Source organism: Sphingomonas sp. Leaf5, assembly GCF_001421155.1.
Taxonomy (GTDB): Bacteria; Pseudomonadota; Alphaproteobacteria; order Sphingomonadales; family Sphingomonadaceae; genus Sphingomonas.
Genome location: NZ_LMJZ01000006.1, coordinates 162,351 through 188,570, shown reverse-complemented (window position 1 = coordinate 188,570; position 26,220 = coordinate 162,351). Strand labels below are relative to the sequence as shown.

Here is a 26,220-nt window from a genome sequence, read left to right as displayed (position 1 = left end):
AGAGGAACGTCGCGCCAACGCACCATGCCGCAAACCGGTTCAGCGATACCGACAACTTCCCCGTCCGTACCGATCCCGACCGACCGGCCCCTGTCGATGCTACCGCAGCGACGGGCGGGCCGGGGCGGGCGCGGCATCGTCCCCTTCGTGCAACTGCCCCAGTGCGCCTGCCGCGCGCGCCTTGCGGCCATACACGATCTCGAACAACGGCGACGCCATCAGCGTCGTCACGATCGCCATGATGACCAGCATCGAAAACAGCGCCGGGCCGATAATCCCCTTTTGCAGCCCGATATTGATGATGATGAGTTCCATCAGCCCGCGCGCGTTCATCAGCGTGCCGACCGCCATCGCCGTCGCATTGTCCTGCCCGGTCGCCCGCGCCGCCGCCCAGCATGCCACGCCCTTCGCCCCGATCGACCCGATCAGGATGACCGCCGTGACGAGGATCAGGTCGACGCTGTTGACCATCGTCAACTGCGTGTTCAGCCCCGAAAACGCGAAGAACATCGGCACCAGCAGCGCGGTGGTGAAGGGTTCGACCTGCTTGCGCACCTCGCGCGTCAGCACCCCGCGCGGCATGACCACGCCCAGCAGGAAACCGCCGAACACCGAATGCATCCCCGCCGCATCCATCGCCCATGCGCTGAGGCCGAACAGCATGACGACGACCGCCAGCATCGGCTGCGTCACCCGCCCCTCGCGTTCGGCCCAGCGGGTCAGCGGGGCCAGCACCTTCGGCCCGAGCACGATCATGAACGCCGCGAACGCGCCGCCGCCCACGATCGCCTTGACCGCCACCTCGCTGCCGCCGCCGAAGCTGGCCAGCACGATCGCCAGCACCACCCACGCCCCGGCATCGTCGATCGCCCCCGCCGACAGCGACAGCGATCCGAGCGGTGTACCGGTCAGCCCGCGCTCATGGATGATCCGCGCCAGCATCGGAAACGCAGTGATCGAGATGCACGCCCCCATGAACAGCGTGACCTGCAGGCTCGTAATCCCCTTGCCGAACAGGTCGAGGCCGAGCAGCCACGGCGTCAGCGCGAACGCGACGAGAAACGGTGCCGCCATCCCCGACAGCGACACGGCGATCGCGCTGCGGGCGTTCAGCCGGAAATGATCGGTGCGGAACCCCAGCCCGACAAGGAACATATACAGCCCGACGCCCAGTTGCGCGCAGACGTACAGGATCGGCTTGGCATCCTTGGGAAAGATCGCCGCCTGCAGATCGGGCGCGATCAATCCCAGAAGCGACGGGCCGAGCACGACCCCCGCGATCATTTCCCCCACCACCTGCGGTTGGTCGAGAAAGCGTTTCCCGAACCAGCCCATCGCCCGGCACGCGCCGACGATGACGAAGATTTGCAGGAAAAATGCTACGCTCAGTTCCGGTAACGCCATCCGCCCCTCCCCCGGGTCGTTTCGTCCGACCGCTTCGGGCGGCCCGGTATTTGCCAACGAATTGCCGCAGCGACGGGCGAGGGCAAGCGGCATTCGCAGCGACAGCACGGATGCGGCTTCGTTTTTCCCTCGGCACGCCGCCGAATGTTGCCGCGACGCTACACCGCAGCGACGCGGATGCCGCCCCCTACAACAGTTTGTCGAGCGTGATCGGCAGGTCGCGGATGCGGCGACCGGTCGCGTTGTAGACCGCGTTCGCCACCGCCGCCGCGACGCCGGTGATGCCGATCTCGCCGATGCCATGCGCGCCCATCGGCGTGTGGGGGTCGGGGATGTCGGTCCAGATCACGTCGATCTCCGGCACGTCGAGATGCACCGGCACATGATATTCGGCGAGGCTGGGGTTCATGATCCGGCCGTTGCGTTCGTCGAACTGCGTCTCCTCCATCAACGCCATGCCCAGCCCCATGACGATGCCGCCGCGAAACTGGCTGGCGGCGGTGCGCGGGTTCAGGATGCGGCCGCAGTCGAACGCGCCGAGGAAGCGGCGCACCCGCACCTCGCCCGTCACGTCGTCGACCCCGACCTCGCAGAACAGGGCGCTGTGCGAATGCATCGACCAGTGCATGAATTCGAGCGGGGGCGAGCCGGCCTCGGTCACGCTGATGCTGTCGCGCCCGGCGCGGCGCAGGATTGACGCATAGCTTTCGCGTCGGGCCGGATCGTCGAGCTTCGCCAGCCCGCCGCCCTCGCTGCCGATCTCCTTTGCCGACAGGCCGGCCAGCGGCGAATCATTGCCGGCCAGTTTCAGCAGCTCGGCGGACAGCGCATTGTGCGCGGCGATGACCGCCGCACCGATCGCCGCGGTCTGTTGCGATCCGCCGGCCATGATCGCGCCGGGAATGGCGCTGTCGCCATAGCCGACATCGACCCGGTCGAGCGGCAGGCCGAGCCGTTCGGCGGTGACGATCGCGGTGGTCGTGCCGGTGCCCATGCCCATCTCCGCTGCCGCAACCTCGACAAAGGCGCGCACGTCGTCGCCGTCGCGGGTCAGCGTCAGCCGTGCCTTCGCCCCGGGCATCCGGTAATAGGGATAGGTACCGGTCGCGCAGCCCATGCCGATCCGCCATGCGCCGTCGCGCCGCGTCGCCGTCTGCGGCCGGTCGCTCCATCCGAAGCGTTCCGCCCCCTGTCGCCACGCGGTGACGATATGCCGCGAGGAAAAGGGCAACCCCGATGTCGGGTCGCGGTCGGGTTCGTTGCGGATGCGCAGTTCGACCGGATCGATGCCCAGATCGTCGGCCAGTTCGTCGATCGCCGATTCCAGCGCGAAGGTGCCGACCGCCTCGCCCGGTGCGCGCATGAAGGTATTGGCCAGCATCTGCACCCGCGCCACCTCGACCTTCAGCGCGATGTTCGGCACCGCATAGGCCGACCGCGTACCGAGGATGAAGGGTTCGGGCATCGCATTGTGCGGCGTCATCACCGACAGCCCGCTATGGACCAGCGCGGTGAAGCGGCCATCGGCCTGCGCACCGATCGCCACGCGCTGTTCGGTCAGCGTCCGCCCGCCGACGACGCGATAGACGCCCTCGCGCGACAGGGCGATGCGCACCGGTCGCCCGGCGAGCTTCGCGGCGGCGGCGGCGATCACCTGATGCTCCCACAACCCCTTCGACCCGAAGCCGCCCCCGACATAGGGCGATGTCAGCCGGACCTTGTCGGGCTTCATCCCGAACACCTCGGCCATGGTCTGCGCCTGTTGCGCGACCATCTGGCTGGCGTCGTGGATCACCAGTTCGCCGTCGATCCATGCCAGCGTCGCGGCATGCGGTTCGATCGGGTTATGGTTGTGGCGCGGCGTCGTATAACGCCGGTCGACGCGGTGCGGTGCCGCCGCCAGCGCCGCCTCGGCATCGCCGATGTCGTTGCGCAGTGGCTGTCCCATGAACAGCCCCTGTTCGATGCCCCTGGCCTTTGCCGCCGCCAGCGTCGTCACCGCCGGCACTTCAGCATAGGTGAAGCGCAGCAGCGAGGCGGCATGGTCGGCCTGTTCCTGCGTTTCGGCGAGGACGCAGGCGATCGGCTGTCCGTTCCAGTGTACCTGATCGTCCTGCAGGATCGGGATCGTGTCCGGCCCGACCGCACTCATCGACGTGCCGAACATCGCCGGGGTCTTCATCCGCGGTGCATTGCGGTGGGTCATCACCAGCACCACGCCCGGCGCGCCCTCCGCCGCCGCGCCGTCGATCGCGGTGATCCGCCCGCGCGCGATCGTCGCATAGGCGAGCGCGGCATAGGTCATGCCGTCGAACCGGAATTCGGCGGCGAACGGCGCGCCGCCGCCGACCTTCAACGGCCCGTCGAGCCGCGACACCGGCGTGCCGATCAGCCCGTGCTTGCGCGCTATCAACGGGTCGGGAACCCCGCCGGGAATCCAGCTGTCGGGGGCCAGCGGCACCAGCTTTTGCAGCGCGCCCATCACCATCCCCTGTGCGGTCTGCTTGGCGCTGTCGATGATGCTCATGCCCGTGCTCCCGTCGCCAGTTCGCCCAGCACCGCCGCCAGCGTCCGTTCCGCCAGCACCGGTTTGAAACCATTGTCGCGCAGCACCTGCGCATCGGCAAACTCCGCCGCCGCCGCCGCGCGGAACGCCACTTCGCCCGGCACCTGCCCTAGCAGCGCCGCTTCCGCCGTTCGCGCGCGCCACGGCTTGTGCGCGACCCCGCCGAACGCGATGCGCAGTTCGGCGATCCGGTCGTCCTCGATCGTCAGCGCCGCCGCGACCGAGATCAGGGCAAAGGCATAGCTCGCCCGGTCGCGGACCTTGCGATAGGTCGAATTTGCCGCGACCGGGGCGGGCGGGACCTCGACCGCGACGATCAGCTCGCCGGGTGCCAGCACCGTGTCCAGATCGGGCCGGTCGCCGGGCAGCCGGTGGAACTGGTCGAACGCGATCGCGCGCATGCCATCGGGGCCGGCGACCTGCACCACCGCGTCGAGCGCGGCGAACGCCACGCACAGGTCGGACGGATGCGTCGCCACGCACGCCTCCGACGCGCCGAGCACCGCATGGATGCGATTGAACCCGCCCAGCGCATCGCACCCCGATCCGACCACCCGCTTGTTACAGCGCGACCCGTCGGTGTCGTAGAAATAGGTGCAGCGCGTCCGTTGCAGCAGGTTGCCGCCGACCGTCGCCATGTTGCGGATCTGTGCCGATGCCCCCGCGAGGATCGCGCGGGACAGCACCGGATAGCGGCTGCGGACGGCGGGATGTTCGGCCAATGCAGTGTTGCGCACCGCCGCGCCGATGCGCAGCCCGCCGCCATCGGTCTCCTCGATTGTGTCCGACAGTCCGGTGACGTCGATCAGCCGGGTCGGCCGCGCCACCGTTTCGCGCATCAGGTCGACCAGATTGGTGCCGCCGCCCAGAAACGCGGTGCCCTCCCCCGCGGCCATCCGCAACGCCGTCGCCACATCGTCCGCGCGCGCATAGTCGAACGGGGTCATGCCGCCGCCCCCATGCTGTGCCGGATCGCATCGATGATGCCGTTATGCGCGCCGCACCGGCACAGATTGCCGCTCATCCGTTCCTGCACCTCTTCGCGGTTCAGCGTGACGGCGACGGTCAGGTCGACGGAGACGTTGCTCGGCACGCCGCGCTTCGCCTCGGCAATCATGCCCAGCGCCGAACAGATCTGGCCGGGCGTGCAATAGCCGCACTGGAACCCGTCATGCTCGATGAACGCCTGTTGCAGCGGGTGCAGCACATCGCCCTGCCCCACCCCCTCGATCGTCGTGATCGACCGGCCGTCATATTGCACCGCCAGCGCGAGGCACGACAGAATGCGCTCGCCATCGGCCAGCACGGTACACGCCCCGCACGCCCCCTGGTTGCAGCCCTTCTTGGTGCCGGTCAGGTGCAACGTCTCGCGCAGATGGTCGAGCAGCGAGGTGCGGGGATCGGCCGGCGGCGCGACCGCCACCCCGTTGATGATGAGCGACACGCCTGTCTCCGTCGGAATGGCTGGATCGCGACAGGCTATCACAGTGCGAAACTTTGAAAAGCTGCCATTTTCGGTCGGCCCGGCACCGACGCGCTACCCGATATGGCGTATTTCCGGTCTGCCGCTCTCCCGTCATCATCACGTCGGGCCGCCGCCCCCATGCCGGCGACCAGGGGAAAGCCACCATGCCGGATGCCAGGCTGTTGCGTACCTTCACCCGCAAGCGGTTCGATCCGGCGCGGATGCGGATCGATCCCGCCCGCCTCGCGCAAATGCGCGACACGCGCGCGGCGCGGATCGCCGCGCTGCTCGGCACGCGGAAACCCTATAAACTCGACACGCCGTGGCTGACGCTGCGTCCCGATCAGCCGATCGTGCCCGGCAAGGGCTGGGTCGAATATGTCAGCCCCAGTTCGGTCGGCATGGGGCAGTTCGCTGATGGCAGCTATATGTATGCCGCCTTCGACCTGATCTTTCAGAAGGACATGCCCTCGTCCTATTCGGTCGAACGGCCGCAGGTGCTGATCCGGCTGGTCGACCCGCCAGCGGCGACGATGCTGATCGAGGTCGATCTCCACTGCTATGATTTTCCGCCGGGCGATCCCGAGTTCGAGGTGCAGGCGGCGAACAAGCAGGTGATGACCATTTCGGAAGGGCATCGCGAAACCATCCTGTTTGTGATGCGCGACTTCGCCTCGATCCAGTCGGCATGGGCCACCGGCGAGAAATTCTGGGACCGCGACGGCAACTGGGCCTTTTTCGAAGCGCGGATCACGCCGGTCGACTGATCGCGCGTCACAGCGGCGTGCCGGTCACCCCGCTGACGAAACCCGGCCCCCAGAAGCGGGTGACGAACACCCAGGTCGCCAGCACGATGAACAGGCTGGCGGCAATGAGCGCCACGACCGCGCCGATCGCCAGCGCCGCGTGCGCCGGGCGACGTCGCGCGCGGATGAACAGTTCGGCGACCAGCAGATTGGGCAGGTAGAAGGCGAACGCCATCACCGCGTCGAACGGGCCATGGAAATCGCTGGCATGTCCCGCCTTGCCCATGGTCAGGAACCACAGGCCATATTCCATCCGGTACAGCCAGGATCCGATCACCAGCGCGAACAGGCGGATCGCCCATGCCCGGTGCGCCGCGATCCGTCCGCTCCACGCCCGCTGCCACGCCAGCACCGCCGCGCCGACGACCAGCAGGCCGTACAGGCCGAAGCCGGTATCCATCACGGTCCCGCCGATCGTGCCGCGCGTGGCGATGAAGCCCAGCCCCCCTGCCCCGGTCACCGCCGCCGCGACGACATAGACGCGGCCCAGCCACCGATGCAGCGCCGGCCACGCCGCCCGCAGGCGTCCGATCAGCTGGATCGGGCCGAGCAGCAACAACACGCCGCCCGCGACGAAATGCGCGCCGATCGCCACCGTCCCGACCGGTCCCGCACGGTCGAAGAGCGCGGGCAGCGACGCGTTCCATTGTTCAGGATCGCCGCGCAGCGCCGCCCCGCCGAAGAACGCGACGATATACGCGCCGAACAGTGCCGCGCTGATCCATGTCACCACGACCAGCAGCGTCGCCGCCCATCGTACCGCGTATTGCCCCGTCGTCCCCATCGCCGCACCCTTACGCTGGCCCGGATGGTCATGCTATGGCGACGCGGTGTTCGTACCTTCCGTTCCGCCCGTCGATTTCGTCGTCATCGATGTCGAAACCGCCTGTTCGCGCGTCAGCAGCATCTGCCAGATCGGCATCGTCGGCTTTCGGGACGGCCGTGAAGTCTTCGCCTATGAAACGCTGCTCGATCCCTGCGACGAATTTTTCCCGTCGAACGTCCGCATCCACGGCATCACCAGCGACCATGTCCATGGCAAACCCAATTTCGCCGATATCCATGCGACGGTCGACGGCTATCTGACCGGACGGGTGACGGTCGCCCATTCGTCGTTCGACAAGAGCGCGCTGGCCGCCGCCTGTGTGCAGCACGGCCTGCCCCCGATCGAGACGCGCTGGCTCGACAGCGTCGGCGTCGCCCGCCGCGCATGGCCCGAATTGCCCAGCCACCGGCTGAACATCCTGACCAAATTCCTGAAACTGCGCCACAAGCACCACGATGCGCTGAGCGACGCGCGGGCGGCGGGCATGGTCGTGCTGCGGGCCATGGCACATACCGGCCACGACCTCGCCTCCCTGTTCGCGCCCGCGCCCAAACGGGGTTCCGCGCCCAAGGCGGCCGGTGACGGCCCGTTGAAGGGGCAGCGTGTCGCCCTGATCGGAGCGACCCGCGACGGTCCGCTCGCCCATCGGCTCGCGGCCCTCGGCGCGCGGATCGCCGCCGGGGTCGGTACGACCACGACGCTGTTGGTGATCGGCAATGCCCAGACCTTTGGCCGGTTCGTCCACGCCCATGCCGATTATCGCCGCGCCGAGGAATTGAACCGGGCGGGGGCTGCGATCGAGATCGTCGAGGAGGATGTGCTGCTGGCGCGGTTGGCGGTCGTGGATTGAGCCTCTCCCCTCCCTGAAAGGGAGGGATCGGGGGTGGGTCGGCCCGTTGGCGGACGTGACCGTCCCTCGCAACCCGACCCACCCCCAGCCCCTCCCTTGTCAGGGAGGGGAGTCATCTTGCCGACATTCTAACGGTGCCGATACCTCCGCCTAACCCCTTGTCCCCCATCCCCCCACCGGCAATGATGCAGCGATGATCGCCCGCCTTCCGCTCGCATTGCTCGGCGCGTTCGCGCTCCTGCTTCCCGCCCGTCCGGCGCTTGCCCAGACACCGCCGGTGCCGGTCGCGATGGTCGCGGGCGACCTGCGTCCGGCCACCGACCTGACCGGACAATGGCATTATTCGATCGATCCGTACCGCGCGGGCATGCGCGGTTTCCATGGCGAGGATGCGAACGTCACCGAACGCCGTTGGGCCGAAACCGACGTGCCCGCCGAACTGCGCCGCAACCAGCAGGCGCTGTTCGAATATGACATGGCCGCCGCGCCGATCGCGACGCTGCCCGGCGGATGGATGACCCATGCAGCGGAGATGCGCCATTATCAGGGGCTGTTATGGTACCAACGCCATTTCAGCGCACAGCCGACTGCCGGCAAGCGCCGCTTCCTGCGGTTCGGTGCGGTCAATTACCGCGCGCGCGTATTCCTGAACGGCCAGTTCGTCGGCGAACATGAGGGCGGCTTCACCCCCTTCGCGATCGAGGTCACCGACCGCGTCCGTAGCGGCGACAACCAGATCACCGTCGCGGTCGATTCGGCAGTCGATGCCAGCAGCGTGCCGCCGCCGGTCACCGATTGGGAGAATTATGGCGGCATCACCCGCGACATCCGCCTGATCGAAACGCCCGCGACCTTCGTCGACGATGCCTGGGTCCGGCTGACCCGCACTGGCCGACTCGCGATCGACGTGAAGCTGAACGGCACCACCGCCGCCAACGCCCTGCTACGCCTGACCATTCCCGCGCTCGGGGTCACGCTGTCGAGCCGCACCGATGGCGAAGGTCGCTGGCATGGCGAGACCGCCGCGCCCAAGGCCCTGCGCCGCTGGTCGCCCGAGACGCCGCAACTCTATGACGTGAGCGTCGAGGCGGGCGAGGATCGCTGGCGCGACCGGATCGGTTTCCGCACCATCGAGCGGCGCGGGGCGCAGATTTTGCTCAACGGCCGTCCGGTTTTCCTGCGCGGGATCAGCGTGCATGAGGAAGAGTTCGGCAACAATCCGGCACGGGCTATCACGCCGGCGGCGGCGCGCGCCTTGCTGGCCGAAGCCAAGGACGGGCTGCACGCCAATTTCGTCCGCCTCGCCCATTATCCGCATGGCGAGGTGACGACGCGCCTTGCCGACGAACTGGGGCTGCTCGTGTGGAGCGAGGTGCCGGTCTATTGGCTGATCGCGTGGGACGATCCGGCGACGCTCAAAACGGCCCGCGCGATGCTGGCCGACAATATCGTGCGCGACCGCAACCGCGCGTCGATCGCGATCTGGAGCATCGCCAACGAAACGCCCAACTCGCCCGCGCGCAACGCGTTTCTGGGCGCTTTAGCCGACGATGTCCGGCGGCTCGACGATACGCGGTTGCTGGGGGCGGCGTTGCTGACCGACCGGTCGACCAGCGACGGCCATCCGCTGATGACGATCAACGATCCGTTGGCGCAGCGGCTCGATGTGATGGGGGTCAACACCTATAATGGCTGGTATTCGCCCGACCGTCTGGCCGATCTGCCCGCGATCGCGTGGCAGGTGCCGACCGACAAGCCGCTGATCCTGTCGGAGTTCGGCGCGGGGGCCAAGGCCGGTTTCCACGACGACCGCCCGGCCCCGCAGAAGTTCTCGGAAGAATATCAGCGCGACTATTACCGCGCGACGCTGGCGATGGCGGCACGGATCCCGACGCTCACCGGCCTGTCGCCGTGGCTGCTCAAGGATTTCCGCTCGCCGCGCCGCCAGAACGGTTGGCAGCAGGGCTATAACCGCAAGGGGCTGGTGTCGGAAACCGGACAGCGCAAGCTGGCGTTCGACGTGCTGGCGGGATTTTATACGGAGCGGGCGGAGCAGGACGCGAAATAGGCGCGATCGATCGGTAAAATCGATCAATGGCAGTGGTTCAAGTCGTTAGCCTTACCCGATCCGCTGGTTCATCCTGCCGCCATATACAGTCGAGAGGAATGTACCGATGGACGCCATACCCGAAGGCAGCCCGATCAACGATCCCAAGAAGCAGCCCGCGGCGATGCGCCGCCTGCTGGGACATACCGCCCGCGACTGGTGGCCCGAAGCACTGTCGATCGACATCCTGCATCAAAAGGGTGTCAGCGGGAACCCGATGGGCAACGACTTCGACTACCGCAAGGAATTCGAGGCCATCGACTATGCTGCGCTGAAGGCCGACCTGACCGCGCTGATGACCGACAGCCAGCCATGGTGGCCGGCCGATTACGGCCATTACGGCCCTTTCTTCATCCGCATGGCGTGGCATTCGGCCGGCACCTATCGCACCGGCGACGGGCGCGGCGGGTCGTCGGCGGGGCAGCAGCGGTTCGCCCCGCTCAATTCATGGCCGGACAACGGCAATCTCGACAAGGCGCGCCGCCTGTTGTGGCCGATCAAGCAGAAATACGGTCGCCAGCTGAGCTGGGCGGACCTGTTCATTCTGGCGGGCAATGTCGCGATCGAATCGATGGGCGGCCCGACCTTCGGCTTCGGCGGCGGACGCGAGGATGTGTTCGAGCCGGAAAAGGACGTGTATTGGGGCACCGAGGAGGAATGGCTCGGCCAGACCCGCATCGATGAGGAAGCCGGCCTCGCGCTCGAAAGCCCGCTGGCCGCGATCCAGCACGGCCTGATCTATGTCAATCCGGAGGGTCCGGGCGGCTGCCCGATGCCCAAGGGATCGGCACGCGACATGCGCGAGACCTTCGCCCGCATGGGCATGAACGACGAGGAAACCGTCGCGCTGACCGCCGGCGGCCATACCTTCGGCAAGGCGCATGGCGCGGGCGATCCCAAGCATGTCGGCAAGGAGCCGGAGGGTGCCGATATCGCCGCACAGGGTCTGGGCTGGGCATCGACGCATGAGACCGGTCTGGGCGATCACACGATCACCTCGGGCTTAGAAGGGGCATGGACGCCGACGCCGACGAAATGGGACATGACCTATTTCGACATGCTGTTCGATCACGAGTACGAACTCACCAAGAGCCCGGCGGGCGCGCACCAGTGGCAGCCGGTCGGCAATCCCGAGGATACGCTGGCCCCGGCTGCGCATACCCCGGACAAGAAGGTGCCGACGATGATGTCGACCGCCGATATGGCGTTGAAGGTCGACCCGGCATATAACGCGATCTGTCAGAAATTCCGTGCCAATCCTGATTATTTCGCCGATGTCTGGGCGCGGGCATGGTTCAAGCTGACCCACCGCGACATGGGTCCGAACGTCCGCCTGATCGGGCCGGAAGTACCCAAGGAAGACCTGATCTGGCAGGACCCGGTCCCGAAGCTGACCGGCGAGCCGCTGAACGAAGGCGACGTTGCGACGCTGAAGCAGGCCATCGCCGGATCGGGCCTGTCGATCGCCGAACTGGTGACGACGGCCTGGGCATCGGCCTCGACGTATCGCGGGTCGGACAAGCGCGGCGGGGCCAATGGTGCGCGCATCCGCCTCGCCCCGCAAAAGGACTGGGAGGTCAACGAGCCGGAACAGCTGGCCAAGGTGCTGGGTGTCTATGACGGCATCAAGGGCGATTTCGACGGCAAGGGCGGCACGACCGTGTCGATCGCCGACCTGATCGTGCTGGGCGGTGTCGTCGGTGTCGAACAGGCGATCGCGCCGACCGGGCACCATGTCGCCGTTCCCTTCACGCCGGGCCGGACCGACGCGACGCAGGACTGGACCGATGTCGACAGCTTCGACGTGCTCGAGCCGAAGGCCGATGCGTTCCGCAACTATCTGCAGGTGCAGTTCAACGTTCCGACCGAGGAACTGATGGTCGATCGGGCGCAGCTGCTGGGGCTGTCGGCACCCGAAATGGCGGTGCTGGTCGGCGGGCTGCGCGTACTGGGGGCGAACCACGGCAAGGCTAAGGAGCACGGCGTGTTCACCACGCGTCCGGGCCAGCTGACCAACGACTTCTTCGTCAACCTGCTCGACATGGGCACGGCGTGGAAGCAGGTCAGCGACGACAGCGATCAGGAGTTTGTCGGCACCGATCGCCACACCAAGGAGCAGAAGTGGACCGCGTCGCGCACCGATCTGGTCTATGGTTCGAACTCGCAGTTGCGGGCGATCGCCGAAGTCTATGCGTGCGACGATGCCGGCGAGAAGTTCGTGCAGGACTTCGTGGCGGCATGGACCAAGGTGATGATGGCCGACCGTTTCGACCTCGGTCGCGCATAGGCCTTGGGATCGGCGGGGAGCAGGCAACTGCTCCCCGCCTTTTTTTGGCCGGTTACGACGGAACCGCTATGCGCCGCCCACGCTTGATCTGCCGCACCGCGGCCAGTTGCCCGGTCAGGATCGCAATCGCATTCGCCTCCGGCACGCTCAACTTCTCCATCGGCACATGCTTAAGCACAGCTTCCAGCACGTCGCCGATCCGTCCAATCTGTCGGCCATAGCTCCCGACATCGTCCAATATCTGCTGTTCGACTTCGGGCGCAGGCGTGCTGCCCAGCTGAATGTTGACGAACCCGATCTGGGCACCTTGCTGATAGACGCGCCACGGATTGATCGCCTGGATCAACTGTTCCGGTGCTATCGCATAGGTCATGGTTTTCATCGTGCATCTCCGCTTCCGGGGGTCGGTACAGATACGCGCGCCCTGTTGTTCAGTACCGGCCTGATCCGGTCAAGATCGCGCGAAGCGAAACCAGCCACTGAACTTTCCGCTGATTGTACTTGCTCGATTGAAGCACGTGGTGGCATATACCTTCCGACAAGCTTCAAACTGCGGATCGGACCCAAACATGAATGCAATCGTCGCCCAGATCGGCGATCTTGCCGATGCCGGCGAGCGGATGATCGAACGGCTGCGGCGCAAGGCGTTCCTGCCCGAAAGCCGCAAGGCGCTCACCGTCCGTTTCGGTATCGCCGAGGCTGCGCAATTGCTCGGCTGTTCGACCAACCGGATCCGCATGGCCGAAGACGATGGCCGCCTGCCCCCCGCCCCTGCCGCCGAAAACGGCCGCCGCCTCGGCTATAATGTCGAGGAATTGCTGCACATGCGGCAGGTGCTTGGGGCCTCCCCCGCGCGCGCACCGCTCGACGTGCCGGCGATCATCGCGGTGCAGAACTTCAAGGGCGGTGTCGGGAAATCGACGGTAACCACGCATCTTGCACATTATTTTGCGGTGCAGGGGTATCGCGTGCTGGTCGTCGATTGCGACAGTCAGGCGACGACCACGACACTGTTCGGCTTCAATCCGCATTTCAACATCACGCGTGAAGAGACGCTCTACCCCTATCTCTCGATCGATCCGACGCAGAACGACCTGTCCTATGCGGTCAAATCGACGTCGTGGCCGAATGTCGACCTGATCCCGTCGAACCTCGAACTGTTCGACGTCGAATATGAACTGGCGGCGTCGGGATCGGACGGGCAGTCGGTGCTTGCCGCGCGTTTTCGGAAGCTAAAACAAGGGCTTATCGACCTTTCCCGACACTATGACATCGTCCTGCTCGATCCGCCGCCCGCGCTCGGCACGATCAGTCTGGCGGTGATGCAGGCCGCGAACGCGCTGCTGGTGCCGCTCGCGGCGACCACGCCCGATTTCTGTTCGACGGTTCAATTTCTGTCGATGATGGATCAGGTGTTGCAGCAACTGGGCAGCGCCGGGATCGAGGTCAATTACAGCTTCGTCCGGCTGATCTGTTCGAAGTTCGACGGCAACGATCCGAGCCATGCGATGGTCCGCGCGATCATGGAGCAGAGCTTCGGCCCGGCGCTCCTGCCCGTTCCGATCCTCGAATCGGCGGAGATCAGCCACGCGGCGATGCGGATGATGACCGTCTACGAACTCGAAAAGCCGATCGGCACGCCCAAGACGCACAAACGCTGTCGTGCCAATCTGGACGAGGCATTGGGGCAGATCGAGCAATTGGTGCGGCAGGGTTGGGGCAGGATCGCGCCGGCGGGGGAAGAGGTGCTGTATGCGGCGGTTTGACAGCGCGCAGCGCGCCGGCAAGGCGCTGAAAGCGCCAAGCCGGCTCAAACCGCCCGGCCGGCGGGCACCACGCCCGACCGACGCGTTGGCGAAGGCCAATGCGGCGCTGGGTACAGACCACCCCATCCACGAGGCCCATTCCCATGGCGCGTAAGCAATCCGATTACCTCGCCGCGCTGCTCTCCGACGAAGCGCCGCAGGCCGCTGACGCCCCCCCTGCCCCGCCCGAACGCGGCTCCGATCGCCTACGCGGTACGACCCTGCTCGGCCGGGAATCGGCGCTCGCGCGCGTCGCCTCGGGCGAGGTTCGTCAGGTGACCCAGCTACTGCTCGAGCCGGCCCGCGTCCGTATCTGGCCGGGCAATGCCCGCTCCTACGCGCATCTGACCGAGGCGAGCTGCCGCGAACTGATCGATTCGATCATCGCCGAGGGTGGGCAGAAGGTCCCCGCGGTCGTGCGCCGGGTCGAGGGCGACGCCGCGCACGACTATGAGGTCATCGCCGGCACCCGCCGTCACTGGTCGATCTCTTGGCTGCGCGCGCACAGCTATCCCGACATGATGTTCGTGGCGCAGGTTGCGACGCTCGACGACGAAGCCGCCTTCCGTCTCGCCGATCTTGAAAACCGGGCGCGGGCCGATGTTTCGGACCTCGAACGGGCGCGCAACTATGCCGCCGCGCTCAAGACCCATTATGGCAACCACGCCTCGCGCATGGCCGACCGGTTGAAATTGTCGAAAGGCTGGCTGTCGAAGATGCTGCGGGTCGCGGCGCTGCCCGACCCGATCGTCGCCGCCTTCGCTTCGCCCGGCGATGTGCAGTTGAAGGGCGGCTATGCGCTGGCGCAGGCGCTCGACGATCGCGCCGATGCGGCGGTCATCGGCGGCGAGGCAAAGGTCCTTGCGCGCGAGCAGCAGCACCGCCGGGAGAAGGGGCTGCCCCCCATCCCCGCCGCCGACGTGCTGCGCCGGCTGATCGACGCGCCGAAACGCGGACAGGAAGCGAAGGACCGGTTCGTATGGACCACGCCGCACGGCCGCGTCGCGGTGACGGCGCAGACGATCAACCGGCAGGGGGTGACGCTGCGGCTGCATGCCGGATCGGGCCTCGGCCATGACGACATGGTCGAAATGGTCCGTCGCGCGCTGATCGAGCTCGACGCCGACGGACGCGGACTGCAACGGTGACCGGGCGGGGGCCTCAAGTTTCCCCGGGGAAACATCGCCCGCCCCCTGCCCCTTCTCCCCTGAAGTTTCCCCGGGGAAACCCGCCTGCGGACCTGAAGCCATGACCCGCCCGAATCCGGAAAAGATCCCCGAGCAGTTCGACCTGTTCCTCCCTTATCTCGCCGACATGCCGCTGCGCGATCAGCGCGAGATGATGGAGCGGCCGTTCTTCAGCCTTGCGAAGACTAAGCGGCTCAAGCCGATCGACTATCGCAGTCCCGACGGGGAGCTGTGGGTCCATGTCTCCGCCAATGCCGATTACGGTATGGCGACGATCTGGGACGCCGACATCCTGATCTACTGCGCCAGCGTGCTGGCCGATATGGCACGGCGCGGCGTCAACGACGTACCGCGCAAGCTCCATTTGATGCCCTATGACCTGTTGCGCGCGATCGGACGGCCGACGACCGGGCGTGCCTATGAGCTGCTCGGGCAGGCGCTCGACCGATTGGTGGCGACGACGATCAAGACCAATATCCGTGCCGAGAACCGGCGCGAGGCGACGTTCAGCTGGCTCGATGGCTGGACCCAGCTGGTCGATGAAAAGACCGAACGATCGCGCGGCATGACGATCGAACTGTCGAACTGGTTCTGGGAAGGCGTGATGATGACCGGCGGCGTGCTGTCGATCGACCGCGCTTATTTCGATCTGACCGGCGGACGCGAACGCTGGCTGTACCGCGTCGCGCGCAAACATGCCGGCGGGGCCGGCGAAGCCGGTTTCGCGATCTCGATGCCCACCCTGTTCGAAAAATCGGGTGCCGAGGGCCAGTATCGCCGCTTCAAATTCGAGATCGCGAAGATCGTCGAACGCAACGAGCTCCCCGGCTATTCGCTGGCGCTCGAACAACCCGCCGAAAAGCGCGAGCCGTTGCTGCGGATGCGCCGTCGCGCAGGTGGTGCCGCGCGAACCACCGTTGTCGGCGCGCCCCCCGCCCCTACACCGGTCGCCCCGCCGGCTCCCTCTCCCGAACGAACCGAGGAACTGGTCGATGCCGCCGCGCTGATCCGGGCGTCGATCAGGGGCCTCGCGAACCGGGCGACTGACGGCGAGATCACGTCGCAGACGCTGTCGCTGCTCCGCAATGAATGTCCGGGCTGGGATTACCAGACGCTGCACGCCGAATTCCGCACGTGGATCGAAGCCGACAGCACCCGGACCCCGGTCAGCTATCAGGCGGCGTTTATCGGCTATGTCCGGCGTTGGGATGCACAACATCGGCATGAACTCGGCCGGTAACGCCGCGGGGATGTGGCGGCGGGGCCCTGCCCCCGGTCTTTTTGCGGCCCTTTCAACGCATGCCGCCCTACGACGAAGCGCCATTCAGCGGTAGCTACGGAATTTCGTCATTCCCGCACAGGTGGGAGTCCATATACGCCAGCGTCCGGATCCAACCAAACCGTCAGCGTATATGGATTCCCACCTGCGCGGAAGTGACGAACGGGGATCGAACGCTATTCCTATGCCCAGCGAACTGAATGTCTATCCCGCCTAGCAATGCCGGCATCAGTCAGCCCGAAGAATCCATCAAACCGTCCCCGAACGATCGACCACCCCGCACCCGCGTTCCCGAAGTGTCGTGCGGCACATGCCCCGGTCCGCCGATTGCGTATGAAATGGAATATCCCCACTCCAATTGAACGTCCCCCACCGCCACCATCGACGAATTGATTCAATCGGGGCGGTCGACCGGGCGGTATCGGGGAGCCGTCGACACTCCGGGAACGCGGTTCGACCCTTTGGGAACGATGGGCCGACACATCGGGAACGAGAGCGTCGATCTATCGGGAACGAAGCATCGAACTTTCAGGAACGCGGACACCCACGCGACTCGTGGTTGCGAGCCGATTCGGAAGCCGATTCCACGCCCCTAACCTGCTAACCTTTCAATAAACCGTCTAACTATTTCGATGGTTTGATTTCAGGTTTTGAGCGTAGCAGATCGATTGGCGGCAAGCCGTTTGCGGGTAAGAGGAGGGTGCTCGTACAGATCGCGCAACGCCCTGTACCGAAAGCGATTCCACCAGCGTTGCCAGCGATGTTCGGCCGCATCGTGCAGGATATGGCACCGCTGGCACAAGGCGGCGAGGTTCGCCGCAGCGTTGTTGCCGGGATCATGGTCGAGATGGGCACAGGCCAGTACCACGCGGGTCATGCGCACGCGGGCGAGGGGTACCCGAACGGTGGCGATCCGCCGCCCGCTTGGTGACCGCCAGCAACGTCCCTCCGCATCCCACCAGCGGCCATCGCCCAGATGCGGCACCCGCGCCAGATGGGGCCGGCCACATCGCTCGCAGCGGCCCCCGGCACGGTCGAACCGGATCGTCGCGGACAATTGCGTCCAGTCGATCGGGTAGAGCCAGCGATTTTCGGCGCGGATCGGCATGTCGATTCTATGAGTCGGTCGCCGGCGAAAGGGAAGCGAAATGTTCCCGTCCTGTCCTGCACGTCCAGGCCTGCCAAACGATATCGACGGCCTTAACCGACCTTGGCCCCGGCGCGGGCAGGGCAGTGGGGCCTTCACCCGCCGCATAGCGCCGGTCATGCACCGGGAGGACGATCACCGGCGCATCGCCGAACTGGTCGGCAGTGATGTCGATGACGAAGCCACCTGCCTCGACCCAGGCATGGCTTTCCCATTCACCGGCTGCGCGAAATCCGAACGACGCGGACGCCGGTTCCCGTTCGTCGGCAAGCGGGACGCCCGACCGCAGGACGCCGACGATGCCCTGTTCGGCGAGCAGGCGAACGACGAACAGGCCGCTACGGACACAGGTGTAGCGCGACAGCGGCGACGGCACGCCCCAGTCCGCATGCCATGCCGGCCAGACAGGCGCGACGAACCGTCGTGCGACGCTCGCCAGCCTGAACAGCCGGCGTCGCGGCAGCCTATAACCGATCGAAATCGATCGCCCCATGCCGGTCGAGCATCGCATCGGCGGAGGGCAGGGGGTATTTCAGCCCGGTCGCACAGTTGAACAGGACGACCTCCTCCTCGGCATCGACCTCGCCATCGCGCAGCGCTTGCCGGTACGCGGCCAGCGTCGCGCCGCCTTCGGGACACAGCAGCAGGCCGTCGTGGCGGGCACAATCGTCGACGGCCTTCAGGATCGCCGGATCCCCCACCGCCAGTGCCTTGCCACCCGACGCCCGCACCGCGCCCAGGATCAGGAAGTCGCCGACCGCGCGCGGGACGCGGATGCCGGCGGCGACGGTGTGGGCGTCTTCCCAGCGATCGGCATGGTCCTGTCCCGCTTCGAACGCTCGGACGATCGGTGCGCAGCCGGCGGCCTGCACCGCATACATGCGCGGCCGTTCCGACCCGATCCAGCCCAGCGCCTCCAACTCGTCAAAGGCTTTCCACATGCCGATCAGGCCGGTGCCGCCGCCGGTCGGGTAGAAGATCGCATCGGGCAACCGCCAGCCAAGCTGTGCGGCCAGTTCGAGGCCCATCGTCTTCTTGCCCTCGATCCGGTACGGCTCCTTCAGCGTCGAGAAGTCGAACCAGCGTCCCTCGGCAGCGCCCTTCGCGACGATCGCGCCGCAATCGTCGATCAGGCCGTTGACCCGCCACACCCGGCTGCCCTGCGCCGCGATCTCGCGGACGTTCACCTCCGGCGTGTCTTCGGGGCAGAAGACGATCGTCTCGATCCCGCAGCGCGCGGCATAGGCGGCCAGCGCCGCGCCGGCATTGCCGTTGGTCGGCATGGCGATACGGCGTACGCCCAGCTCCCTGGCCATCGCCACCGCCATCACCAGCCCGCGCGCCTTGAAACTGCCGGTCGGCAGGCGGCCCTCGTCCTTGACCAGCACCCGCGCGCCGCCGGTGCGGGGGATGGGGATCAGCGGCGTCTCGATCTCGCCCAAGCTGACAATGTTCGCGGCATGGCGGACCGGCAGCAACTCGCGCCATCGCCACAAATCGGTATCGCGCGCCGCCAGCGTGTCACGCGACAGCGCCGCGCCGGCCGCCGCGAGATCGTAACGGACCAGTAACGGCTTTCCGGCCCGCGACAGATTGTGGAGCGTATCGGCGTCATACCGCTCCCCGGTCAGCGAACATTCGAGATGGGTGACGAAGGTCGGGCGATGTGCGGTGAGATTATCGTGCATGGTCAGCATAGTAGCGGCCGATCCGTCCGGGTCCATGCGTTCGGCCGTTAACCGGTTGCGGCAAGCATCTCTTCCACAGGAACCCGGCGACGCCGCCGATTCGCCATCCGATTCGAGTATCGGAGAGTATTTGTCCGCTTTTGTATGAAACCGAACGGAGTGATTGCGAAGGTCATTCCCTATAGCCGATAGTTAACGGCACCGGAATATTGGTAAATTTCCGAACCTTGTCCCGGTTCCGGACGATCCGTGTCGCCCTGATACGAATGGTTGAGCGTTGAAGTGCGATCCCGACGCGTGAGTGCTTGCGAATGTCGCGATCAGATGCCAATCGCGCTGCCACCGAGCCGCCGGGGATCATGGTGAGCGATCGGTGGCGATACAGGGATGGACAAGATGGCAAGCGCGACCCCGATCACGTTGGACGGCAATCTGGGCGATTGGACCGCACAGGACCGCATCGATCGCGGGCTGGAGGACGGCTATGCCATCTATGCCAAGAGCGACGGCGATGCCTTCGCCTTCGCGCTGAAGGTGCCGGGCACGGTCGGGATCAACACGACGGTCTGGCTGAATACCGATCGCAATGCGCAAACCGGCTATCAGGTGTTCGGCTTTGCCGGCGGGGCCGAATACAGCGTCAATTTCGACGCCGACGGCTCGGTCGCGCTGTACCACGGCGCGCCGGGTGCCTCCGCCCCGGTCGCGACGCTGCAGGCGGTGTGGTCGGGCGATCGCTCGACCGTCGAGTTCCGCGTCGACAAGGCGGCGATCGGCAACCCGCAGGCGATCGACACGCTGTACGACGTCAACGACCAGACGTTCCTGCCCGGCAGCTATTCGGCACCGCCCTTCACGGTCTTCAACGACGCCGGCATCGTCGCCGACCCGGCGCAGCGCGTCGCGATCGTGTGGTCGGAAAGCACCGCCAACGCCTATTTCAGCAAGACCGCCTATTCGCAGCTGTTCATGTCGGTGCAGGCGCAGGCGATGCAGGCGGGCGTTCCGTTCGACATCCTGACCGAAGACGATCTGACCAGCCTCGCCACCGTTTCCAAATATGACTCGATCATCTTCCCGTCGTTCCGCAACGTCGATGCGACCAAGGTCGATGCCATCGCGCAGACGCTGGAACAGGCGACCAAGCAGTATGGCATCGGCCTGATCGCGGCGGGTGAGTTCATGACCAACGACGCGGCGGGCAATGCGCTGGCCGGCGACAGCTATGCACGCATGAAGCTGTTGTTCGACGTGACCCGCGTGACCGGCGGCTTCCCGGCCGACGTGACTATCAAGGCGACCGATGCGAGCGGCCTTGTGCTCGACGGCTATGCCGACGGACAGGTCGTCCATGACTACAAGCAGATTGGCTGGAACGCGTTCAAGAGCGAGAGCGGCACCGGGCAGACGATCGCGACCGCGACCGTGAACGGCGAGACCTATTCGGCGGCGATCGCGACCCAGACCGGCGGGCGCAACGTGATCTTTTCGTCCGAAGCGGTGATGGCCGACGACAACCTGCTGCAAAAGGCGATCGATTACTCGGTGCATGGCGGCGGGCTGTCGGTCGGGTTGCAGATGACCCGCAACACCGGCCTGTTCGCGTCGCGCACCGACATGGACCAGAGCCAGGAACGCGACGAAGTGAAGCCCGAAGAGGGCGCGCCGGGCATCTATGACAAGATGATCCCGATCCTTGCCGAGTGGAAGGCGAAGTATAATTTCGTCGGCAGCTATTACGTCAACATCGGCAACGATCCGGCCAATGGTCAGGCGACGAACTGGGCGGTGTCGCTGCCCTATTACAAGCAGCTGATCGACATGGGGAACGAGATCGGCACCCACAGCTATACCCATCCGCACGACACCAACCTGCTGACCGACGAACAGATCAGGTTCGAATTCGGCCAGAGCCGCGCCGAGCTGGAAGCGAAGCTGAGCGACTATCTCGGCCGGACCGTGTCGGTCGGCGGCGCGGCGGTGCCGGGCGCGCCCGAACAGATCGCGACGTCGCAGGAAATCCTGAAGTACGCGCAATATCTGTCGGGCGGCTATTCGGGCGTCGGTGCCGGCTATCCCAACGCCATCGGCTATATGAACCCGGCCAACGCCACGTCGAACCAGGTCTATATCGCGCCGAACACCTCGTTCGATTTCTCGCTGATGGAATTCCAGAAGAAGACCGTCGCCGAAGCCGAAGCGGTATGGGCCAAGGAACTGGCCACGCTGACCGGCAACGCCGATGCGCCGGTCATCGTCTGGCCGTGGCACGATTACGGCCCCACCGCATGGGCGCTGGACAATGACGGCAACCCCAGCACGACTGGCAGCCCCTATGTCCGGTCGATGTTCGACAATTTCATTGCGGCGGCAGCGGCCAAGGGCGTCGAGTTCGTGACGCTCGCCGACCTTGCCGCCCGCGTGAACGCGTTCGACAAGGCGCAGATCGTCAGCAGCGTCGTCGGCAACACCATCACCGCGTCGGTATCGTCGTCGATGGGCAGCGGCCTGTTCGCGCTCGACGTCGACGGTCAGAAGGCTGGGCAGGTGATCCAGAGCGTCAAGGGCTGGTACGCCTATAACGACGACAAGGTATTCCTGCCGACCAAGGGCGGCAGCTTCGAGATCGTGATGGGCGCGAAGGCCGATGACGTCACCCACATTACCCAGCTGCCGATGCGCGCGTCGCTCGAAACGCTGTCGGGCGACGGCAGCGACCTGTCGTTCACCGTGGCGGGCGAGGGCAAGGTCGTGATCGACCTGAAGGCACCGGGCACCAACTGGATCACCGTCGAGGGCGGTACGCTGGAATCGCTGGTCGGCGAGATCGCGACGATCGACATCGGCGCGATCGGCAGCCATGCGGTGAAGTTGACGCAGACTGCCAATGTCGGCCCGACGATCACCTCGTTCGGCGGCGGCGATGCGGCGTGGCTGCCGGCGATGGCCGAAAACAGCATGGCGGTCGCCACCATCACCGCCACCGACGCCAATATCGCGCAGGGCGACCGGGTCCGCTATTCGATCGAAGCCGGTGGCGAAGGGGCGTTGTTCACCATCGACGCGACGACCGGCGCGCTCAGCTTCATCAAGGCTCCCGATTTCGAAAACCCGCAGGATGCGGATCGCAACAACATCTATGACGTGAACGTCGTCGCGACCGATGCCCGCGGCATGGTCGACAAGCAGATGGTCTATGTCACGGTCAGGAACGTGACCGAACAGACCGGCGGTCCCACCATCACCTCGTCGGGCGGCGGCAGCTGGGGCAGCATGGCGCTGAACGAGAATACGACGCTGGTCGGCACGGTCACCGCAACCGATCCCGACCTGCGCGACGGCGATGTCATCCGCTATTCGATCGCGCCGGGCGGCGAGGGTTCGCTGTTCACGATCGACGCCAATACCGGTGTGCTGAAGTTCGTGGCCGCGCCCGATTTCGAAACCGCGCGCGATTCGAACCATGACAACATCTACGACGTGAACGTCGTTGCCACCGACTCGTTCGGCGCGACGTCGCGGCAGTTGCTGTGGGTCTATGTGAACAACGTGAAGGAGCAGACCGGCGGTCCGACGATCACGTCGGCGGGCGGCGGTGATCGCGGTTCGATCACGGTCCTCGAAAACGGCACGACCGTCGGCACGGTCACCGCGACCGATCCCGACGTCCGCGACGGCGATGTCGTCCGCTATTCGATCGCGCCGGGCGGCGAGGGGGCGTTGTTCAGCATCGATGCGACGACCGGTGTCCTGAAGTTCAACACCGCGCCCGATTATGAAAATGCGCAGGATGCGAACCGCGACAATATCTACGACGTCACCGTCGTCGCCACCGACGCCTATGGCGTGACCGACCGGCAGCTGCTGTCGGTGACGGTGAAGGACGTTGCCGGACTGAACCAGACCGGCACGCTGCGCGACGACGTGATGAACGGCACCGGCGAGGGTGACACGCTCGACGGCAGCTGGGGGCATGACGTGCTGAACGGTCTCGGCGGGAACGACCTGCTGATCGGCAACTATGGCAACGACACGCTGAACGGCGGCGACGGCAACGACACGCTGAACGGCGGCGATGGCAAGGACGTCCTCGACGGCGGCAATGGCAACGACCTGCTGATCGGCGGCGACGATCGCGACGTGATGACCGGCGGGGCAGGGCGCGACGTGTTCCGTTTCGAACGGACCGGCGATACCCTGACCGCTGCCAGCCTGCGCGACGTCATCACCGATTTCCGCGCCGGCGAGGACAAGATCGACCTGTCGGCGATCGACGCCAACATCTCGATCTTCGCACGCGGCGATCAGGCCTTCACCCTGATCGGCGAGAATGGCCGGTTCTCGGACGGTGGGCAGCTGCGCTATCGCTACGAAATGTCGGGGGGCAAGGAATATACCATCGTCGAGGGTACGACCTTCGGCAAGCTGCCCGATTTCTCGATCGCGCTGTTCGGACATCACGTCCTGACGTCGGGTGATTTCTTTCTGTAAGGGATTGCTGGGCTAGGAAGCGTCGTCGGGGGCGCGAATGGCGGGAATCGGATTCAAACTGGCACAGGTTGCGCGCGAAGGCGGCGTCGGCGGTATCGTCGGCGCCGCTGCGCATGGTGCCGTCATCAGCGCGGGACCGTGGTTGATGACCGCGGTCGCGATGGGGCTGCTCGAACGCTGGGCGGCGGTGCATCTCATGCCGGCCGACGGCATGGTCCTGCAGACGGTGCTGATCTATGCGTTCAGCCTGTCGGCGCTGGCGGCGGCACCGATCGGTATCGTCGCGACGCGACTGGTCGCCGATCGCATCTTCGCGCGCGATGCGGCGGGGATACCGGGAATCGTGCTGCTGGCACTGGCGGCGGGCGGCGTGATCGGGCTGGCGGCGGGGGCGGTGCTGTTCGGCGTGCTGGGACGATTGCCGTTCGCGGAGGCACTGGCGGCGAGCGTGGCGCTCGCGTGGCTGGCGCAGATCTGGATCGCGGGACCGATGCTGACCGCGCTCGATCGCTATCGCGCGGTGCCGGTCGCCTATCTGATCGGGACCGGGGTCGCGGCGGGCACATTGTGGTTCTGGCCGCAGCGTGAACTGGTCGGGGTGCTGCTGGTCGTCACCGGCGGCATCGGCCTGACGCTGGCGGCGATCCTGCTGGTGCTGCGCCGCCATTTCGCGGGCGACGTGGTGCTGCCGACGCGCGAGGCGATGCACCCGCGCCTCGGCTTCATCATCGCGCTGGCCGGCATTGCCGGGGTCGCCGCGATCTGGATCGACAAATGGATCCTGTGGTTCGGCCCGGCGAGCCGGGTCGCGATCGGCGCGTTGCGGCTCAACCCGATCAACGACGGGGGCAGTTTTCTCGGGCTGCTGACGATCGTGCCGGGGCTGACGCTGTTGCTGATCGTCACCGAAACCCGGTTCGACCGCGCGTTCGGCAGCATGTTGGCGCGCTGCACCGGCACGTCTACGCTTGAGCGGATCGAGGAAGCGCGTAGCGAGGTCCTGCGCGTGATGTTCGACAGCCTGCGCCTGCTGGTGCTGGCGCAGATGCTCATCGCCGCCTTCGCATGGGTGCTGGCGGTGCCGTTGTTCGACGCGATCGGTGCCGATGTCCGCGCGATCTTCGCGTTTCGCCAGACATCGGCGGGGGCGGTGTTCCACCTCGTGGTGATCGCGACGACGGTGGTGCTGGCCTATTACGACCTGTTCGGGCGCATCCTGTTCACCTGGGCCAGCTTCGCGCTTGCCAGCGCCTTTGCTACTTATGTCCAATTCGACGCGGGTTTCGCGGCCTTTGGTTGGGGCTATATGGCCGGGTCAGTGGTGGGGGCCTTTGTCGGCCTCGCGCTGGTCGCGGAGGCAAGCACGAATATGACCTATCTGTTGTTCGTCGGAAACAATCCGGCGGTCGTCGGCCATGGCGGCCGCTGGCTGTGATCGGCCGCAGGCAGGCGATGGCGCTGGGTGCGGGCGCGGTGGGGCTGACGCTCGGGTTGCGTGGCGTGACGTCGGGACAGGTGCGCCCCGCCGGCGGCGACGCGTCGCTGCGCTGGGCGGTCGATTACGGTCCCGCGACCGATCCGGTATTGGCTCGGCGATATCAGTTGCTGGTCCTCGAACCGCATCATCCGCGCCCCATCGCGCCGTTGCGCGGTGAGGGGGCGGTGCTGCTCGGCTATGTCAGCCTCGGCGAGGTCGAGAAGCGGCGGCCCTATTTCGCGGCGCTCGACCGGGCCGGGGCGCTCGGCATCGCCAATCCCGACTGGCCCGATGCGCGCCGCGCCGATCTGCGCCATCCGGCATGGACCGCGACGGTGGTCGACCAGATCGTCGCGCAGATCCTGCAACGCGGCTATGACGGAATCTTCATCGATACGATGGATAATGCCGAGGCGATGGAACGGCAGGACCCCCTTGGTGCAAAGGATATGGTGGCGGCGGGCGCGCGCCTGATCGTGGCGATCCGGACGCGATTCCCCGCCATCCGCATCATGTTGAACCGCGGCTATGCCCTGCTCGACCGGGTCGCGCCGTCGATCGATTACGTGCTGGGCGAATCGATGGCGTCGCGCTGGAACTTCGCGACCAAGCGCTACGACATGCTGTCCGACAGCGACTGGCAGTGGCAGGCCGACCGGCTGCGCGCGGCCAAGGCGATCAACCCGGCGCTGGTCGTGACCACGCTCGATTACTGGGACATGGCCGATCGCGGGCCGGTGGCCAAGCTCTATGCCCGCGAACGCGCGGCGGGGTTTGCCCCCTATGTCTCGACGCTGGCGCTCGACCGGTTGTGGCCGGAGCCGACCGGATGAGC

The 26,220-nt window shown here is 66.2% G+C and carries 19 protein-coding genes; 10 read left to right on the top strand and 9 right to left on the bottom strand.

The features are described from left to right. Positions 1-99: 99 nt before the first annotated feature. From ASE50_RS06870 to ASE50_RS06855, 4 genes are all read right to left on the bottom strand, one after another. Positions 100-1,404: a cation:proton antiporter gene (locus ASE50_RS06870; RefSeq protein ID WP_056397522.1), complete on the bottom strand. Its 1,305-nt coding sequence runs from the start codon at positions 1,402-1,404 to the stop codon at positions 100-102. A gap of 187 nt (positions 1,405-1,591) precedes the next feature. Next, positions 1,592-3,931, bottom strand: coding sequence for a xanthine dehydrogenase family protein molybdopterin-binding subunit (locus tag ASE50_RS06865; protein ID WP_056397519.1), 2,340 nt, complete (start codon positions 3,929-3,931; stop codon positions 1,592-1,594). Next, positions 3,928-4,917, bottom strand: a complete 990-nt coding sequence (locus ASE50_RS06860; RefSeq protein WP_056397516.1) for an FAD binding domain-containing protein — start codon at positions 4,915-4,917, stop codon at positions 3,928-3,930. Before ASE50_RS06860 ends, ASE50_RS06865 begins: the two co-directional genes overlap by 4 nt. Then, the gene (locus ASE50_RS06855) at positions 4,914-5,414 is read right to left on the bottom strand and encodes a 2Fe-2S iron-sulfur cluster-binding protein (RefSeq protein ID WP_056397513.1); all 501 of its coding nucleotides are present in this window, start codon (positions 5,412-5,414) and stop codon (positions 4,914-4,916) included. The genes ASE50_RS06860 and ASE50_RS06855 overlap by 4 nt, the downstream gene beginning before the upstream one ends. A gap of 185 nt (positions 5,415-5,599) precedes the next feature. Between ASE50_RS06855 and ASE50_RS06850 the strand changes: the two genes are divergently transcribed. Continuing rightward, positions 5,600-6,202 (top strand): hypothetical protein, encoded by a 603-nt coding sequence (locus ASE50_RS06850; protein ID WP_056397510.1) that lies wholly within the window; start codon positions 5,600-5,602, stop codon positions 6,200-6,202. Between the two features lie 7 nt (positions 6,203-6,209). On the opposite strand, the gene ASE50_RS06845 is transcribed toward ASE50_RS06850, so the two are convergent. Then, positions 6,210-7,025 carry a DUF2306 domain-containing protein gene (locus ASE50_RS06845; RefSeq protein WP_056397506.1) on the bottom strand — a complete coding sequence of 272 codons (816 nt, stop codon included), beginning with the start codon at positions 7,023-7,025 and terminating at the stop codon, positions 6,210-6,212. A 46-nt stretch (positions 7,026-7,071) separates the two neighbouring features. Here ASE50_RS06845 and ASE50_RS06840 point away from each other — a divergent pair, with 46 nt between their 5' ends. The 3 genes from ASE50_RS06840 (at position 7,072) to katG (ending at position 12,311) form a co-directional block, all read left to right on the top strand. Continuing rightward, positions 7,072-7,917 carry an exonuclease domain-containing protein gene (locus ASE50_RS06840; protein ID WP_056397503.1) on the top strand — a complete coding sequence of 282 codons (846 nt, stop codon included), beginning with the start codon at positions 7,072-7,074 and terminating at the stop codon, positions 7,915-7,917. A gap of 193 nt (positions 7,918-8,110) precedes the next feature. Continuing rightward, the gene (locus tag ASE50_RS06835) at positions 8,111-9,985 is read left to right on the top strand and encodes a glycoside hydrolase family 2 protein (protein WP_082438859.1); all 1,875 of its coding nucleotides are present in this window, start codon (positions 8,111-8,113) and stop codon (positions 9,983-9,985) included. Positions 9,986-10,091: 106 nt separating this feature from the next. After that, positions 10,092-12,311: a catalase/peroxidase HPI gene (gene katG, locus ASE50_RS06830; protein WP_056397500.1), complete on the top strand. Its 2,220-nt coding sequence runs from the start codon at positions 10,092-10,094 to the stop codon at positions 12,309-12,311. Between the two features lie 52 nt (positions 12,312-12,363). On the opposite strand, the gene ASE50_RS06825 is transcribed toward katG, so the two are convergent. Further along, complete coding sequence (locus ASE50_RS06825; RefSeq protein ID WP_056397498.1) at positions 12,364-12,693, bottom strand: hypothetical protein; 330 nt, start codon at positions 12,691-12,693, stop codon at positions 12,364-12,366. 187 nt (positions 12,694-12,880) lie between these two features. Between ASE50_RS06825 and ASE50_RS06820 the strand changes: the two genes are divergently transcribed. From ASE50_RS06820 to ASE50_RS06810, 3 genes are all read left to right on the top strand, one after another. Then, the gene (locus ASE50_RS06820; protein WP_056397495.1) at positions 12,881-14,077 is read left to right on the top strand and encodes an AAA family ATPase; all 1,197 of its coding nucleotides are present in this window, start codon (positions 12,881-12,883) and stop codon (positions 14,075-14,077) included. Between the two features lie 143 nt (positions 14,078-14,220). Further along, positions 14,221-15,264, top strand: coding sequence for a ParB/RepB/Spo0J family partition protein (locus ASE50_RS06815; protein WP_056397492.1), 1,044 nt, complete (start codon positions 14,221-14,223; stop codon positions 15,262-15,264). A 100-nt stretch (positions 15,265-15,364) separates the two neighbouring features. Further along, on the top strand, positions 15,365-16,543 hold the full coding sequence (locus tag ASE50_RS06810) for a replication initiator protein A (protein ID WP_056397491.1): 1,179 nt from the start codon (positions 15,365-15,367) through the stop codon (positions 16,541-16,543). A 682-nt stretch (positions 16,544-17,225) separates the two neighbouring features. Here the strand turns inward: ASE50_RS06810 and ASE50_RS18205 are convergent. The 3 genes from ASE50_RS18205 to ASE50_RS06800 are packed head-to-tail and all read right to left on the bottom strand — an operon-like array spanning position 17,226 to position 19,417. Next, on the bottom strand, positions 17,226-17,690 hold the full coding sequence (locus ASE50_RS18205; RefSeq protein WP_082438858.1) for a hypothetical protein: 465 nt from the start codon (positions 17,688-17,690) through the stop codon (positions 17,226-17,228). Between the two features lie 7 nt (positions 17,691-17,697). Next, the gene (locus ASE50_RS06805) at positions 17,698-18,222 is read right to left on the bottom strand and encodes a hypothetical protein (protein WP_056397486.1); all 525 of its coding nucleotides are present in this window, start codon (positions 18,220-18,222) and stop codon (positions 17,698-17,700) included. After that, positions 18,194-19,417, bottom strand: coding sequence for a threonine synthase (locus ASE50_RS06800; protein ID WP_056397713.1), 1,224 nt, complete (start codon positions 19,415-19,417; stop codon positions 18,194-18,196). Before ASE50_RS06800 ends, ASE50_RS06805 begins: the two co-directional genes overlap by 29 nt. 396 nt (positions 19,418-19,813) lie before the next feature. Here ASE50_RS06800 and ASE50_RS06795 point away from each other — a divergent pair, with 396 nt between their 5' ends. From ASE50_RS06795 to ASE50_RS06785, 3 genes are read left to right on the top strand one after another with little or no spacing between them, the layout of a single operon-like run. Further along, positions 19,814-23,908, top strand: coding sequence for a cadherin domain-containing protein (locus tag ASE50_RS06795; RefSeq protein ID WP_082438871.1), 4,095 nt, complete (start codon positions 19,814-19,816; stop codon positions 23,906-23,908). Positions 23,909-23,945: 37 nt separating this feature from the next. Continuing rightward, positions 23,946-25,343, top strand: a complete 1,398-nt coding sequence (gene pelG, locus ASE50_RS06790; RefSeq protein WP_056397481.1) for an exopolysaccharide Pel transporter PelG — start codon at positions 23,946-23,948, stop codon at positions 25,341-25,343. Then, on the top strand, positions 25,340-26,218 hold the full coding sequence (locus ASE50_RS06785) for an endo alpha-1,4 polygalactosaminidase (protein WP_235512226.1): 879 nt from the start codon (positions 25,340-25,342) through the stop codon (positions 26,216-26,218). Before pelG ends, ASE50_RS06785 begins: the two co-directional genes overlap by 4 nt. Positions 26,219-26,220: the final 2 nt, after the last annotated feature.